Genomic DNA, 14,459 nt, shown 5'->3' with positions numbered 1-14,459 from the left:
GGTCTGTTGCCGGGATGGCTGCCGGTTGGTTGCCGGGTTCGTTGCTGATAAATTTATGGGTTTGATATAGAAAAAGCCCGCAAGTAAAGGCTTTTTATGATCTATCTATGTTTTCGGCAACGAAAGCAACGAGATTTTATAAGAAAATTTGAAAAGTTAAGAAATCAGGGTCAGACGATAGTTTACAGGTTTTTTGATGTCCGTTGCCGGACTTCGTTGCCGCAACCACCGTCTAATCCCCCTATTCTATGGAGGTAGCCTATGGAGAAAAACAAGAAGCAGAATAAAAAAGTCCAGTTTGTAGTGGTTCGTGAGTTTTCTGGGGACAAAACCATGCGAGAAGCCTTTGAGCAGCTGATCGAGCGTCAGACCTGCGAACACTTTGAGGAATGGCTGGAGCATCGGGAAATGGCACAGAAAGCGGCGTAAAGCAGTTGAATCATGGACAGGGACATGGTATTATAATGATATCGTGTCCCTGTTCATAGAAGGAGAACACTATGAGCAGGAAAAAACAAGTTAATCAGAAAATCACAGCCCTTTATTGCCGTATCTCTCTGGAGGATGGCGGCGATAATGAAAGCATGAGCATCAGCAACCAGAAACTTATGCTCCGGGACTTTGCCGAAAAAAATGGGATGTTCCAGTATGAGTATTATGTAGATGACGGTTATACAGGCCGCAACTTCAACCGCCCCTCTTTCCAGCGCATGATTGCCGATATTCAGGCGGGAAAGATAGGCTGCGTTATCACCAAAGACCTGTCCAGGCTGGGCAGGAATTATATCGAAGCTGGCAGCTATATCGAAATCTTTTTCCCAAAACACAATGTACGCTATATTGCCATTACAGACGGAGTGGACAGCCTGACCCGTCAGGAAATGGACATTACGCCGTTTAAGAATATCCTGAACGATATGTACAGCCGGGATATTTCCAAAAAGGTGCTGGCAGGGCGTATGACCCGTTCCCGGCAGGGGAAGTTTTGTGGTGGGCAGCCGCCCCTCGGTTTGATGCGTGACCCGGAGGATAAGGGACATTTGATCCGTGACCCTGAGACAGCACCGGTAATCCGAAAAATCTATGATATGGCGCTGGATGGCTGGGGATGCATGCGGATTGCAAAGCAGCTCATGGATGATAAAGTCCCGATCACCAGAGTAAAAAGCAACACAGAATGTGATGTAAATTACTATTCATGGGGAAGTGCAAGAATCAGCCATATTCTGCGGAATCCCTTTTATAAGGGCGCACATCTGGTCTGCCGGACACATCAGAAAGGGATTCGCTCCAACACCTATGACATTATCCCTCGTGAGGACTGGGAAATTATCGAGGATTGCCATGAAGCAATCATCTCCCCGGAAGAATGGGAGCAGGTACAGGAAATCATTGACCGCAGACCAACCATTATGAAGGGCAACTCCTGCCCCTTTTATAACCTGTTCCACGGTATCATTTATTGTGCGACTTGCGGAAAGTCCATGCAGGTGCGGTATGAAAAGGTTGGCAGAACCGGAAAGAATCGTTTTACCGGCGAACAGCGAGAACCGATTGATAAGGCGTATTATATCTGCCAGACCTACAACAGGCTGGGCAAGAACGCCTGTACCAGCCACAAGATCGAAGCCAGAGATTTGTACAACCTTGTGCTGAAAGATATTCAGGAACTGGCAAAGACTGCGCTCAAAGATGCCGATGCTTTTTATCAGCGGCTGAGCAGCCGGATGGAGCGCCGGTATCTTCTGGATACTCCCAGACACAGAAGGAATGTCAACGACTGGAAAGCAGGAATCGTGAAATTGATGAGATGTTCCTGAGCCTATATACCGATAAGGCAAAAGGAATCCTGACTGAGCAGCGTTTTATGAAGCTGACAGCAACACTGGAACAAGAGCAGGAAGCCAACCAGAAGCGCCTGCAAGACCTACTGTTGATGATGCGCCACTCTGACGAACAGGAAAATGAAGTCCGCACCTTCATCAAAGAAATCCGGCGCTATGCAGCCATTGAAGAACTGGATGAAGCGGTGCTGAACCGGCTCATCAGCAAAATTTTGGTGGGCGAAGTCAAGAAGATTGACGGACAGAAGGTGCAGGAAGTCAGAATCGTTTATAACTTTGTCGGAGAAATCCCGGAGATTACAGCATAATCATTTCGCCTCATCTCTCAATCAGCGAGGGATGAGGCTTTTCTTTTTGTAAAATTGCAATAGATATATTCATAATTTATTTACAATTAAATTCCTAGCCGTACAGCAGAAAAATGATGACGAAAGATGATGCAAATGCTATAATGTTTGCATATAGATATGACAATTTGACCATATCGGAATCTTTATTCAAACAGATGATTGGAGATATTGCTATTATGAGAAATCCATGGCCAATTTTCAGCATTGCGGCTCTCTCCGGAGTTGCGTGCCTGATATATGATCACTTTTTTTCTTACGAGACTATGTGGATTGCTGTTGTAGTGTTTCTTGCACTGCTGGCTCTATGCTTTTTCGCATATTGCAAATATGAACATTGGCTGGCAAAGAAACTTAACCCCTATGTGGTGGCGATCAAAGCGACCATAATCTTGATAATTTGAAACAGGGATTGGATCGCTGGCGTCCCTGGGCATTCAGCAAACATTCCAAAAATATCATTACAGCGAACTGGTTCTCCGCTCTGCTGGACCAACAGCGCTGGACAGAAGCAGAAGAAATTTTGGAGCAGTTTTTGCATCGAGCAAAAAATACGCAGGATAAAATAGGGTATCACCTGCTTCGGGGAGATTACGCAAGGGCGATCGGAGATACCAAATTAGAGAACAGGAACGACTTCTAAGCGAACAGCTAAAAACCCAGCTTGGAAACAAAAAGGGAGAATCAAGAGTACCCGCAAACGCCAAAGAGAGTAAATATGCTTTCTTTGCTGGCTCTCTTTCAGCGTTGGTCTGGCATGTTCGGAATCATCAGCAATATCGCCACCGGGGACTCAATCCTTGGATCGTTTGGAGCCGGAGTTTTTATTTTGGGCTTGTTCTCGTTCCCAGTCTGCTTGATCTGGCTGATTCTCTGGTTGATCCGGCGCAGAAAGGAGGCTGCTAAATGACTTATATCCTCCCGGTACTCTATGTATTGTGTCTTATACATTCTTTCTTTTGGCAGTTCATTTTGGCAATGCAATCACATTGCAGATAGTATCGATCCTTCTGCCCTTTATTATGGGGGATCGTCAATTTGATTGTTGTGCTGACCGTTAGGAAGAAAGTGGTCGAGAAAAACATTGCTGAACTGCACTTTGATTATCAAGTATGGACTAATCCCGTTCTACCTGATCGGAGGGAGCATCACTGTATATGTAACGCTGATGGCATTCTTCCCATTGCCGCTGATGGCGTTGTTGGACTGGTAACCATTGTTTTTTTGATTTTGGGATACGGGATTCTATTAGGGGCAGCTCCCTATGCTATCGCTTATCTGATAAAGTCATGCAAAGACGGCATACATCCGAAATGGTTGGCGGTTTTAGCTGGAATCTGCCAGTTCTTCTTTTCCTTTGATGTACTTGCAATGATGGTTCTGACATTAAAGGAGCGGCACAGGGTCAAAACGACGATTGCCGTTTTCTGTGCAATGTGTCTTGCGCTCCTGCTTATCGTACTCTATGTGGTCATGACGCTGATAGGGGCATAATCGACCTTTATATAGGATATGAGTTGTTCATACATAAACAAATTTGATAGAATCGCAGAAAGGATTTTACGCTTATGAAAAACAATGGATTGCTTTACTGACAGGATGTGTGCTGGTATGCAGTATGCTGGCCGGATGCGGCTCAAAACCTCAGACATCAGCTCCGGCAGCTGCGGGCAGCGATAAAGGCTGTACGGATGAGGCCATTCTGTCTCAGCTGAAAAATGACGGGACACCTGAGTTCGTACTGGATGGCACTTACTACACACTTCCTTTGGAAACTTCCCAGCTGATACAAGCCGGCTGGAGTTTGGAAACGGAAGAATATGATGCAGGCAGAGGTTCTCTGCAACCCGGCGAGCGTATTTATGGGGAACTTTCCAAAGACGATCAGGAAATAGATGTTGCAATCGTAAATGCCGGGACAGAGCCATGCAAGCCTGCTGAGGGCGGAACGGTGGTAGAACTGGAATACTCTGCCGATAAGGATCAACCAAATCCTGATTTCTTTGTAACGCTCAATGGGATCAACTGTGCGATGTCCAACGCAGCTTTACAAAAGGCGCTGGAAGGTGTAGACGGATATAAACTGAATTCCGCAGGAAATATCGACATCAATCGTACTGTTGATGATGATGAAATTGCTGTTTATAAAGTCATTCTGGATGATGACTACACAGCAATCACGCTTGCTTCGGACAATGTTTTTGAATACAAGGATTATCAGCCGCAAGAGGTAAAAGAACAGGCATCTAATGAAAAGATTGCCGCTTACAAGGATACTACAAAAGCCGAGATGGAGCCGTATGCTCAGGATTTCAATGCGATCATCGAGGGATATGAAGAAAATATGGTCGTTGGATTTACAGTGAAGGTACTATTTGGGGCGAAGAAGTCGGTGAATATAAATCTATTGCCGGAACGCCGCTCGCTTCGGATGTGTCTCTCTACATCGCAGAGGATACAACCGGCCAGCTCTACTGTATTGCTAACCAGATTTTGAATGAAGATGGTACTGTAAGCACTGCCATTGAGCTTGAGGAAGGCGATCAGGTCAAGGTTTGGGGTTATGCTTCACAGTATCTGGAATTGCAGGAAGGTCTGAAAATCGTCGTGGTTCAGCCTGGTATCATTGAACGCAACGGCGAACTGGTGATCCTGGACAAAAATTTGAAAGCAGACTAATGCTTTTGAACGCCGGGTGCATCTATCAAAGGATTGCATCCGGCGTTCTCAACTTAAAACAATAATTAGGAGGAACAATTATGCTTACAATGAATGAAAAAGATAAAAATGAAATGCTGGAAGCCATTTTGAACGAAAACGAAGCCTACCAGTGCAAGTTATGGGCGGTCATCATGGCCGGGGCTGATACCTATGCACTGATTGGAGGACTTTCTACACTGACGGGGGGCGCTGCCGCTGCATTGGGCGCACTGAGCAATGCTTACTGCTATCTGGGAGTTACCGAGCAACACCTGAATATGGTCATTGTAAATTCCGTCAATGTCTCCAAAATTGAAAACCGGCTTTCTCTGCCCCTAAGCAGCATAACAAAGGCAGAAGTCAAGGGTGGGCTGCTGCCCGGAAGAAAAGTCGTAATGCTGCATTTCGGAAAAGAAAAAATGAAAATTTCTTTGATGAACAATGCGATTGGCTCTGATATTCAGGGGCAGAAAGAAAATGTTGAGATGTTCTGCCAGATTGTTTCCAAACTCGGATAACCCGTATTATAAAGCGAGAGGAATCAGAGCATGAAAAAAATCTTAATTGTGTTATTAGCTATGGTGCTGCTCCTTGCTGGATGCGGTAAAAATGGGACTTCATCGCCACAATCTCCCTCTGATGAATCTGTGACGGATCAGCAGGAACCTTCTTCTTCCGAAACCGAAATATCATCTGAAGATCACGCGATTCCCGGAACTTATACCGTCCCGGAGGGATGGGAGAAATCTGAGAAGCATTCTACTGATTCGCAGATTTTCTACATAGAGGAAGGTCACGAAAATGATGAAAAGCCGGACAACATATCCATCCATGTAGGAAAGAACAAATATAGTCTGGAGGAGCATGAGCAGTTCCGGGATGCGATCGTCCAACAGATTTTGATGCAGCTGGATGGTATTGAAGCACAACTGAACGGGGATGGAACCTATACCGAGCAGGGAGATCTACTGTATATCTTTACTATCGACGAGGGCGATATTGTCACCACGCAATACTATATTGTAAAGGATTACGGGTTCTGCCTGATCCAGCTTACAAATTTCAGCGGATCAGAAACCACCGAACAGGCCGCCAGAGACATGGTAGATAGCTTTGTTTGGGATACAGAAGGATAAATTGACACAGGAACAGTGATTTTATAGGAAAACGACGAAGATGGAGAAACAAAAACTTTCAGGAAAAACAATTTTGAAGCTGGTAGGGGCACTTTTGGCTCTGGCTTATTTGGGATTTTGTCTCTATGCGGGTATTACCGGGAAATTTCCGAATATGCACAAAGCCGAGCATGTGATGCGTTTCGGTGACCTTAAAAACTGGGTGTCTGGCGGGATATCGGCTGTGATGATTTTTGCCCTGTGTATTACTTCTGCTTTCAATGACCTAAATCTCCAGAAGGGACGCAAAAAATCATTTTTACCACTTTTTCTCACCATGATTTTGCCAATTATCCTTTTACTGCTTTTGGAGTCTTATCTGGATATTGGTTGGATCGGGATTGCCCTTTATGCCGGTATTGCAGTTTTTCTATTTGGAGTTGCATGGACTCCACAACTGTTGAATCAGTGGATCGCCCGCCGACTTTTGCGTGATGAACCTATGAGCGGCAAACAACAGGTACAGATCATTGAATGGATTCATTTTCATCCGCTGAAAAAGCTGCTGATTTTCGGGCTGTGGGGCTTTGGCGTCGTGCTGGTTCTGCGTGGCATCTGGGTAACGGCAACTGGAAAAATCGAAATGGACGGAGAGCTTTTCCTGTTTTTACTTGGTACAGCAGTTCTGGTTGTGGCGCTGTTTCAGAAAATGAGACGCTATATCTGCGCGCCTTACCGGAACATACCGGTACTGAATCAGATTCTCAGCAAAAATCAGCTGGAACAGCTGCTGGATGGAGAACATTTTGAACCAATAGAGTTTGAAGATGAGGGCATGAAAAAGTATCTGGAAATATACCAAAGCCAGAACTGGATGCTGATTGGCGGTAAGCTACTCTCAAAAAAGCTGGCTTTATGGTTCACAATGAATCGGTTCAGGAACCATACTTCCCTGAAGGTACTTTACCTGAACGGCATGACTGCCAAAGCAAAGGTCGATCTGGATATTCGAGGGGACCGGTACACGGAGTTTACTGCTGTGCTGAAAGAATTGATTGGATACGAAGGCACACTTAAACTGTATGAAAAAGAAGAACAGCTGGCACAGAAATTTGCGTCCTTTTTCCCAGATCAAACTTCCGAACAGGAGCGTGTCGCTGCTTTTCTTTCTCAGGATGTGACGCTGATCCGGCAGGATTACATTCAGACCTTCTCCCCTCCGCCAGATTCCCGAAAGAAAAAACGGAGTAGACGGGAACGGGAATAAAATATTTTCTTCATTTTTCAATGGAGAAAGGCTTACAAAAATAAAGAGAATTTAACTTGGGGGTTACCTATGAACTATGATATGAATATGATTAAATACCGCAAAAATGGTTTTTTTAGAATTGCAGCAGCTATTCTGATTATCTGTTTTACACTATTGGGGCTTACCGCTTGCGCCGGTACTACTGACAGCAAAGATAATAACGATGATAATGCACTGATACAAGGAACATGGGAAATAGATACCGGCTCTGGTGCTGGTTATAAATTCGTTGACGATAAGTTTATGTGGTTAAAATCCATCGAGAATGTTAACGATAACTACTGGTACGGAGATGTTGAGTATTATAAAGGTGCTGAAGCAATGGATATAGCAGGACTAACAGAGGAGGAACTTAAGAGCAGCCTGCCAGGTCTTAAACCTGAAAACATTTTTGTAACAAAATTAGATCCCGAAAAAATCATTACCGATGGTGAGGATAAAACTGCTACCAATATGAACGACCAAACCTTATGGACTCGCTTATGGCTTATTGAAGAAAATGAGGACAGTGTTGCTGCGGTAGTGTTTGATTTAGAAACTTTTAGTATGGAGAGCTACACTAAAGTTAAGTAAAAAACAAAAATTGGAATTTGGAGTAAACTTATGGACTATATAATACGAGAAATGAGAAGCGAAGAATACTGTTTATTAAGTGGTTTTTTATACGAAGCGATTTATATTCCGGAAGGTATTGAACCTCCACCTAAATCAGTAATAGAATGTCCGGAATTACAAGAATATATCGTCGAGTTTGGAAATCGAAAACATGATAAAGCCTTAGTTGCAGAGATTCAGGGAAATGTAGTAGGAGCTATTTGGGTAAGAATTATGAATGACTATGGACACATTGATAATGATACTCCATCTCTTGCCATGTCTGTCTGCCCCAATATAGAGGGTTAGGCATTGGAACTTCATTATTGAAACAATTATTACAAGTGGAAAGATTAGCTGGATATTCAAAAATATCCTTATCTGTTCAGAAAAGTAATTATGCAGTGAAGATGTACGAGAAAGTGGGATTTACTGTTGTTAATGAAAATAGCGAGGAATTTATTATGATTGTAAATCTATAACAGAAATTCCAGTTTGCATAACTGGCAACCCAACCACAATTAAATATTCACAGCTCTACTAAGCAGGAGATCCGAAAAGGTCTCCTGCTTTTTTGCACCCTAAATTAAATGTATCACAGCTAAAACTATCGAAAACAAAATAGGCAGATACCATAAAAGAAGTTTTTCTTTGGATAGTGCTTGTCTTTTTTGAATTCATCACTTGACATTGTGGCAAAGAGCTGATGAGCCAGGACGAGCTGGCAGTTATGGATGGCGGCAAGTGCATCTTGCAGTTGCGCGGTGTGCGTCCGTTTCTTTCAGACAAGTATGACATTACCAGACACCCTAATTTCAAATACACAGCTGATGCAGACAAGCGAAATACCTTTGATATTGAAGCATTTTTGTCTGCCAGACTAAAACTCAAGCCTGATGAGGTCTGCGATGTATATGAAGTAGACACAAAGGGCGCTTAATTTGTTCCGCTTTAGAAGGGAGTGATCTTATCTATTTGCCGCACCTGCCCTCTATGGGCCATTGGCGTACAAAGCGGACAATCGCAAGAAAAATAATGAAAAAGGAGGACAGCCGGAATCATGCTCCCGGAAACCGGGCGGCAGATTGTTCCGGCTTTTGTATGCCTATGAAACATGACAAACCTATTTTTTAATCAGATTCCGGCTAACAAACTATATGGCATTTTTTGAACAGGCAATTACCGTTCTTCAGACTCTCGTTATCGCTCTGGGTGCTGGTCTTGGTATCTGGGGTGTCATCAACCTGTTGGAAGGTTATGGCAATGACAACCCTGGCGCCAAATCTCAGGGCATGAAGCAGTTCATGGCTAATTAAAGGGAACAAAAAAGAAAGGAAAACCAATCCAGACGGTATCAGCGGCAGGATACAAGAATAAATTTTGATTTCACAAGATTGGTGCTATAATAAGAGAAAAGTTCCTGCCGGGGCAGCCGCCCCGGTGGTATGGATAGAAAGGCAGGAAAACAATATGCACATCAGCTATAAACCACTCTGGCACACACTGTTAGAGCGTGATATGAGGAAAGAGGATTTAAGGCTTGCTGCTGGTATGACAACAAATATGATTGCCAACATGAGCAAAGAGGGAAAGCACATCAGCATGGATACATTAGCCCGTATCTGCGAAACGCTGAATTGTGAGATTACCGATGTGATTGAGTTAGTACCAGACGAGCCTGCTTCCACAGGAGGTAAGGAACATGAGAGAATTGAAACCAAGAATAACGGAAAACGGAATTGATTATATCCTTGTCGGAGATTACTACATCCCGGACTTGAAACTGCCGGAGGAACACCGCCCTATCGGAAAGTACGGACGGATGCACCGGGAATATTTAAGGGAAGTCCACCCAGCCAGATTGAATACATTGATACTGACCGGAGAATTGTGGACATATCTTGCAGACCTGAACGAACAGGCACAGGAACGGTTAGACACTATCATGGAGCAGATGAAAGCACCGAGGGCGTGACAGAGGAATTGAAGCGAACTCAACAATGGAATGGGTGCAGCGTTGTAATAACATTCACAACCGGGCAGAAGAAATTGTTTTGCATGATATAATTTATTCATACGGGAGTAATTAAATCGGAGGTATATAAGATGATTGAAATTGTATTTGGTGAAAGTGCCTGTGGAAGTTTGAAAATTGCCCAAACTTACGGTAAGGGAAAGTATAGAGGAAGTGCAGTTCGGTCTTTATGAGGCACGAAGATGGGAGTGTTCCATCTTCAGATGAAATGAAAGAAGCACAAATTCAAGCACAGGAACAAGAACATATTGCTTGGGAGAATGCTATTCCATTGGGAGGCAAGAGCAGTGATGTTTATTGTTTTGATATGGCTCTTAGTGTGGGAGATATTTCTGATAATGGAATTGGCGAACAGCGGAAAAATGTTCTCAAGAAAATGCTGTCTGTCTGGTTTGTAGAGGATTTAGACTATCAGGTTGAAGAAAAAATACAGAAAATTAAAACTACATTGTCTTCGGTTATTGAACGATATGTAGCTGGGGAAGAATTCGTATTTGGTATAGCTATAATCCGGATGAACTTTGCGGTATGTACTGGCTTATGAAACAACTTCGACCATAAACTGTCAGACAACAATTTATTTGGTTAAGTTACCTGCCTGGGAATATGGAAAAGAAAATACTATGACATCCAAAATAGCATGGGGTGAGGTTTCTCCTGGCGAATGGGGAAAATATATAACTCTACAAGAAAAAGCTAAGCCTGTATTTCTTTCAGCTTGTGCTATGAAATGGAATCAACTTCAAAATGAAAATGCACCTTTGCGTGCAATGCTAAATGGTAAATTGCAAAGTGTTTCAGAAGATATATATGATAGTTTCATTCTTCGTGAAATTGCGGAACAGCCAGAGCAATTCAAAATGGCTATTGTTATAGGTAATGTTTTAGGAAAATATCAACTTGGAATTAGTGATGTATGGATTTCTAATCGCATTGATAAAATGCTTGAAGATGGTGTGTTGGAAATTATACAGGACGCACCAAAGGGAGAAACAAATTATCGCCGGATATTAAGAAAACGAATGAAATAATAACCACAGCAAGAACCGCTGCTACATGGAAGGCACCCCAACCATGCAACAGCGGTTTTTTTTTACCGTTTTTTCCTCTGGCTGATAGGCGTTCCCATTTTCTTTGATTTTTTGAGAATCCGAATCAGCCAGCGAAATTCTTCGTCTGACAGATTTTTATAGTTGATACCGAGCTGCTTGCAGTAAAGGACAACCAGCTTTTCATCCCGGCTGCCCTTGAAATTTTCGACTGCTTCGAGATTTTCTTTCAATTCATCGGCAACGGTGGTCTGGGGCGCACTCTCACTGTCCTTTTTGTGGGCTTCCCGAATATCCCGGATAATCAGGTTGAGGTCATCCAGAACCATGTGACTGAAATACTCATCATCACTGATATGGGCGGCTTGCAGCACTTTCAAATGCGGGTCATCTTCGCCTGGGCGATACCGTTCAATGATTTCATGCCGGACGGTATCGACAAGTGCATTGAGGTTTTGAATCTGCATGGTAGCAATCCCGTCCACATAAATCTCAATATCTGCAAGAAACTTGATAAAATCTTTATGTGTAGCAAGCTCACAGAGCAGACGGTTGTTAATCCGACCGCTTTTCAGCAGTGCCACCATCTCATCATTCAAATGCAACTCCGTCAATGGTGTGTTGATCTGCTCCCTGTTCTCTATCCGGCACAGTAGATAATCAACAGAGACCCCATAGAAGTCTGCCAGCGTGATAAGGTTGCCATGATTGATTTCCTTAAAATCCTCTTTTTCATAACTTCCAAGAGCTGATTTGGAAATGCCTGTCAGCTTTGATAGTTCTTCCAGATTTAAGCCTTTGTCCTTGCGGAGTTCCCAAAGGCGTTCCTGTATGCTTGTTGCTCCTTTCATGGGCGCACGCTCCTTTCCAATGGTTTCATTGCTGCCGCTTATCTGGATTATATCACACTTTCCGCAATCGTGGAAATTTCTGATTTTTACCCCTAATTCCTACTTTGTGGACATACGGCACAGGGCACAAAAATGTTCTATGATACAGGTAGTTCATCGATGGATTATTCCAATCGAATGACCAGCCTGTGTGGGATATGCTTCCCCGGCGATGTAGCGCCATGACTTTTGGCAGGGATGTGGAGGAACCCTGACCGAAACGAGCGTACCAAAGGGAGCGATACGCCGCTGTGAGATTCAGGGGAGGAACGACACCGGGGAGAACTGGCGAACTGACACCGAAATGATACCGAAACACGACAATCTGATAGGGGGATAGTCTACCCTATCGCTGATACTTCGGGAGATTTTAATCGGCTCTATGACCGTAATTTTGCCGAAAATCGCCCCGAAACCATACACTAAAACGGGAGGAAATACAATATGCCGAGAATGAGCAAAAAGAGGAAGCATGAGCTTTCCTTTTACCTCAATGACCGGGGGCGTGTCACTTACAACGAATTATGCCGGAAATGCCAGCATGGGTGCAAGCAGAGCTTCCGGGCGGTTGTGATTGACTGCCCCCGTTATTTATCCAAACGATCAAAGAAAAAGGAGGAACACACCGAATGAATTTTGAATTTATGACGATAGACACACCATTGCCGCCCTGTATGCCATTTCCCAGAGCGTTGACAGGATTTCCAGTCAGCAGCACCGCAAAGGTCATGTACTGCCGGATGCTGGACGCTATGCTATCCAAAGAGCAGGAGGACGAGAACGGAATCCTGTTTGTCTGCTTCCCTGTCACAGCCATTGCCGCAGTCCTGTCCCGCAGTCCCATGACGGTCAAGCGTTCTCTGAATGAACTGGAAAACGCCGGACTTATCATGCGGGTGCGTCAGGGCGTGGGAGAACCGAATAGGATTTATGTGCTGATACCGGGAAAGGAGGACGCTGCCCTTGCCTGATACCTCGAAGCTGGAAAAGCTCAACCGGGAGCTGGAGAAAAGCGAAAAGAAACTGCGGAAAGCCATCAATGATGAAAAGGCATTGCAGCACCAGTTAAAGCAGCTTACCCGAAAGGAACGGACGCACCGGCTCTGCACTCGTGGCGGTATGCTGGAAAGTTTTCTGCAAGAGCCGGAACGCCTAACAGATGATGATGTCATGCTGTTGTTGAAACTCATTTTTCACAGGCAGGACACGCAGGAACTATTGAAAAAAAATGCTGGAACGGGAGAAGCCGGAAACCCCTTAGTTTACTAAGGGCGCAATTATACACCACCCAGAGGTTGGTGCATTGCGTTCTCCGAAGGCTCCTCGCCGGAGAGCTGTGATTTTCCGCAGTCATGGTCTGCTCCAAATCAAACAGGGGACGCTACACTTCCCCTGCGCTGGCTGCAGCCAGCTACCCTTTTGTGGACTTGCCTGTTGGGGACACCTTGCGGTGCAAGCTGTTCCCAGCCGACAAGTTTCATAAAATATGCTATCTTTTCGATAATCGATGAAGTATAATAAAGTCAGAAATAAATCAGGAATTTGAGGTCAAGGCTTAAACGTGAGGTTTATATGAAAAAATACCAATGTCCTTGCTGCGGATATTTTACCTATAATGTTCCGGCAAATGAAGATTGTGGGTATATTTGCCCCGTTTGTTTTTGGGAGAATGACCCGTTCATTGCTTCTGATAACGAACCAAGCGACTCTAATCATGGAATAACGCTAAAAGAAGCGAAATCCAATTTCTCAAAATTTGGTGCTTGTGAAAAAGAAATGTTATGTTATGTCCGACCACCAAGAGATGATGAAAAAGAAATTTCATAGCGACAACTTCCAACTTGTAGAACTGAAAAATTAGAAGTTGTAAAGGATGTGATAAAATGGAAACACTTTTTGACCAATACAAAGAACTGAATATAAATGGCTCTTTGATTTGTCTTGAACAAGTTGAAGATATTTATTTTACTTCTGCTATCCGACCAATGCAAAGGCAATAGGTTTTGAAGGAAGTATTATGTATGCTTTATTGAGCCGTATGGGGAAATGGTTTTGCCTGCAATCCTGATACTGTGCAGATGTTTTTGTTTATCCACTGGCAAGAACCTTGAGGATTTTATGAGACTTATTCTTGCTTGTGGTTCTACTAATCCTATTGAGCAGATTATTGGATGGACAAGACAAATTTGAAAAACACCTCAAAGAGGAAGAAGCAATCCGCACAGAGGAACAGAAAGCGACATTAAGTTATCTTGAAACAGAATTAGAAATTTCCCCTATTGATAACCCTTATGACTATGTAAAAGAACTGCAATCTCGCTTTGACAATAGTGGCATTGAGTATAGTGATGAATACTATGATGTTTTGGGATTGATAGAAAATAACAACAAATAAATTCCAGTTCGTCAGCTTCACATCGGGTCAACTTGTCCCGAACTTTTACAACTAAATACCCGCCGCCCACACAGCGGCACACCGAGCAGGAAATCTGAAAGAAAGGTTTCCTGCTTTTTTTCTGCCCAAAATGAGGTGGTAAAACGCCACCCCTCCACCAATTAGCGAAAGGAGGGACACG

The 14,459-nt window shown here is 43.8% G+C and carries 16 protein-coding genes and 6 pseudogenes; 21 read left to right on the top strand and 1 reads right to left on the bottom strand.

The genetic code is table 11. The annotated features are described in order from the left end of the window. Positions 1 to 261: 261 nt before the first annotated feature. The 16 genes and pseudogenes from CCC17_RS12165 (at position 262) to CCC17_RS12090 (ending at position 10,975) form a co-directional block, all read left to right on the top strand. Entirely contained in the window at positions 262 to 429 is a 168-nt protein-coding gene (locus CCC17_RS12165) for a hypothetical protein (RefSeq protein ID WP_002594253.1), read from the top strand. Positions 430 to 500: 71 nt separating this feature from the next. Then, positions 501 to 2,152: pseudogene (locus CCC17_RS12160) on the top strand (recombinase family protein). Positions 2,153 to 2,268: 116 nt separating this feature from the next. Continuing rightward, positions 2,269 to 2,595: a hypothetical protein gene (locus tag CCC17_RS12155; protein ID WP_287083162.1), complete on the top strand. Its 327-nt coding sequence runs from the start codon at positions 2,269 to 2,271 to the stop codon at positions 2,593 to 2,595. A 502-nt stretch (positions 2,596 to 3,097) separates the two neighbouring features. Next, positions 3,098 to 3,685: pseudogene (locus tag CCC17_RS12150) on the top strand (ABC transporter permease). A gap of 109 nt (positions 3,686 to 3,794) precedes the next feature. Continuing rightward, positions 3,795 to 4,688, top strand: coding sequence for a hypothetical protein (locus tag CCC17_RS12145; RefSeq protein WP_287083160.1), 894 nt, complete (start codon positions 3,795 to 3,797; stop codon positions 4,686 to 4,688). Beyond that, on the top strand, positions 4,685 to 4,870 hold the full coding sequence (locus CCC17_RS12140) for a hypothetical protein (protein WP_287083159.1): 186 nt from the start codon (positions 4,685 to 4,687) through the stop codon (positions 4,868 to 4,870). The genes CCC17_RS12145 and CCC17_RS12140 overlap by 4 nt, the downstream gene beginning before the upstream one ends. An 80-nt stretch (positions 4,871 to 4,950) precedes the next feature. Further along, positions 4,951 to 5,409, top strand: a complete 459-nt coding sequence (locus CCC17_RS12135; protein ID WP_004613373.1) for a hypothetical protein — start codon at positions 4,951 to 4,953, stop codon at positions 5,407 to 5,409. A 30-nt stretch (positions 5,410 to 5,439) separates the two neighbouring features. Next, positions 5,440 to 6,027, top strand: a complete 588-nt coding sequence (locus tag CCC17_RS12130; RefSeq protein ID WP_024739055.1) for a hypothetical protein — start codon at positions 5,440 to 5,442, stop codon at positions 6,025 to 6,027. 40 nt (positions 6,028 to 6,067) lie between these two features. Then, positions 6,068 to 7,273 (top strand): hypothetical protein, encoded by a 1,206-nt coding sequence (locus CCC17_RS12125; RefSeq protein ID WP_287083158.1) that lies wholly within the window; start codon positions 6,068 to 6,070, stop codon positions 7,271 to 7,273. 69 nt (positions 7,274 to 7,342) lie between these two features. Next, complete coding sequence (locus CCC17_RS12120; RefSeq protein WP_006775152.1) at positions 7,343 to 7,888, top strand: hypothetical protein; 546 nt, start codon at positions 7,343 to 7,345, stop codon at positions 7,886 to 7,888. Between the two features lie 30 nt (positions 7,889 to 7,918). Next, positions 7,919 to 8,391, top strand: a pseudogene (locus CCC17_RS12115) (GNAT family N-acetyltransferase). A 212-nt stretch (positions 8,392 to 8,603) separates the two neighbouring features. After that, positions 8,604 to 8,849: pseudogene (locus CCC17_RS12110) on the top strand (VirD4-like conjugal transfer protein, CD1115 family); the annotation flags it as partial. A gap of 217 nt (positions 8,850 to 9,066) precedes the next feature. Continuing rightward, positions 9,067 to 9,225 carry a Maff2 family mobile element protein gene (locus CCC17_RS12105; RefSeq protein ID WP_004798086.1) on the top strand — a complete coding sequence of 53 codons (159 nt, stop codon included), beginning with the start codon at positions 9,067 to 9,069 and terminating at the stop codon, positions 9,223 to 9,225. Between the two features lie 154 nt (positions 9,226 to 9,379). Beyond that, on the top strand, positions 9,380 to 9,652 hold the full coding sequence (locus tag CCC17_RS12100) for a helix-turn-helix domain-containing protein (RefSeq protein WP_002593556.1): 273 nt from the start codon (positions 9,380 to 9,382) through the stop codon (positions 9,650 to 9,652). Continuing rightward, positions 9,612 to 9,999: pseudogene (locus CCC17_RS12095) on the top strand (TnpV protein). The gene CCC17_RS12100 and the pseudogene CCC17_RS12095 overlap by 41 nt, the downstream one beginning before the upstream one ends. A gap of 16 nt (positions 10,000 to 10,015) precedes the next feature. Next, positions 10,016 to 10,975: pseudogene (locus tag CCC17_RS12090) on the top strand (DUF3658 domain-containing protein). Positions 10,976 to 11,037: 62 nt separating this feature from the next. Here CCC17_RS12090 and CCC17_RS12085 read toward each other — a convergent pair. Continuing rightward, a complete protein-coding gene (locus CCC17_RS12085; RefSeq protein WP_006873172.1) occupies positions 11,038 to 11,844 on the bottom strand; it encodes a helix-turn-helix domain-containing protein in 807 nt (268 codons plus the stop codon). Between the two features lie 483 nt (positions 11,845 to 12,327). On the opposite strand from CCC17_RS12085, the gene CCC17_RS12080 reads away from it, so the two are divergent. The 5 genes from CCC17_RS12080 to CCC17_RS12060 all read left to right on the top strand — a co-directional run bounded on the left by CCC17_RS12080 (position 12,328) and on the right by CCC17_RS12060 (position 14,278). After that, positions 12,328 to 12,516: a hypothetical protein gene (locus CCC17_RS12080; protein ID WP_054328105.1), complete on the top strand. Its 189-nt coding sequence runs from the start codon at positions 12,328 to 12,330 to the stop codon at positions 12,514 to 12,516. Further along, positions 12,513 to 12,854 carry a DeoR family transcriptional regulator gene (locus CCC17_RS12075; protein WP_054328106.1) on the top strand — a complete coding sequence of 114 codons (342 nt, stop codon included), beginning with the start codon at positions 12,513 to 12,515 and terminating at the stop codon, positions 12,852 to 12,854. Before CCC17_RS12080 ends, CCC17_RS12075 begins: the two co-directional genes overlap by 4 nt. Next, the gene (locus tag CCC17_RS12070) at positions 12,847 to 13,152 is read left to right on the top strand and encodes a DUF3847 domain-containing protein (protein ID WP_442859775.1); all 306 of its coding nucleotides are present in this window, start codon (positions 12,847 to 12,849) and stop codon (positions 13,150 to 13,152) included. The genes CCC17_RS12075 and CCC17_RS12070 overlap by 8 nt, the downstream gene beginning before the upstream one ends. A gap of 303 nt (positions 13,153 to 13,455) precedes the next feature. After that, the gene (locus tag CCC17_RS12065; RefSeq protein ID WP_006575072.1) at positions 13,456 to 13,710 is read left to right on the top strand and encodes a CPCC family cysteine-rich protein; all 255 of its coding nucleotides are present in this window, start codon (positions 13,456 to 13,458) and stop codon (positions 13,708 to 13,710) included. Between the two features lie 340 nt (positions 13,711 to 14,050). Continuing rightward, a complete protein-coding gene (locus tag CCC17_RS12060; protein WP_287083157.1) occupies positions 14,051 to 14,278 on the top strand; it encodes a hypothetical protein in 228 nt (75 codons plus the stop codon). Positions 14,279 to 14,459 lie beyond the last annotated feature (181 nt).

The sequence above is a fragment of the Blautia sp. LMAG:36 genome (assembly GCF_008680535.1).
Classification (GTDB): domain Bacteria; phylum Bacillota; class Clostridia; order Lachnospirales; family Lachnospiraceae; genus Blautia_A; species Blautia_A fusiformis.
This window is presented reverse-complemented; position numbering and strand designations above follow the sequence as displayed.

Excerpts from the sequence above, each read along its gene's own strand:
- CCC17_RS12130 (WP_024739055.1), top strand. The coding sequence starts at position 5,440 with ATGAAAAAAATCTTAATTGTGTTATTAGCTATGGTGCTGCTCCTTGCT.
- CCC17_RS12135 (WP_004613373.1), top strand. The coding sequence starts at position 4,951 with ATGCTTACAATGAATGAAAAAGATAAAAATGAAATGCTGGAAGCCATT.
- CCC17_RS12105 (WP_004798086.1), top strand. The coding sequence starts at position 9,067 with ATGGCATTTTTTGAACAGGCAATTACCGTTCTTCAGACTCTCGTTATC.
- CCC17_RS12075 (WP_054328106.1), top strand. The coding sequence starts at position 12,513 with ATGAATTTTGAATTTATGACGATAGACACACCATTGCCGCCCTGTATG.
- CCC17_RS12080 (WP_054328105.1), top strand. The coding sequence starts at position 12,328 with ATGCCGAGAATGAGCAAAAAGAGGAAGCATGAGCTTTCCTTTTACCTC.
- CCC17_RS12085 (WP_006873172.1), bottom strand. The coding sequence starts at position 11,844 with ATGAAAGGAGCAACAAGCATACAGGAACGCCTTTGGGAACTCCGCAAG.
- CCC17_RS12155 (WP_287083162.1), top strand. The coding sequence starts at position 2,269 with ATGACGAAAGATGATGCAAATGCTATAATGTTTGCATATAGATATGAC.
- CCC17_RS12120 (WP_006775152.1), top strand. The coding sequence starts at position 7,343 with ATGAACTATGATATGAATATGATTAAATACCGCAAAAATGGTTTTTTT.
- CCC17_RS12100 (WP_002593556.1), top strand. The coding sequence starts at position 9,380 with ATGCACATCAGCTATAAACCACTCTGGCACACACTGTTAGAGCGTGAT.
- CCC17_RS12165 (WP_002594253.1), top strand. The coding sequence starts at position 262 with ATGGAGAAAAACAAGAAGCAGAATAAAAAAGTCCAGTTTGTAGTGGTT.
- CCC17_RS12125 (WP_287083158.1), top strand. The coding sequence starts at position 6,068 with ATGGAGAAACAAAAACTTTCAGGAAAAACAATTTTGAAGCTGGTAGGG.
- CCC17_RS12065 (WP_006575072.1), top strand. The coding sequence starts at position 13,456 with ATGAAAAAATACCAATGTCCTTGCTGCGGATATTTTACCTATAATGTT.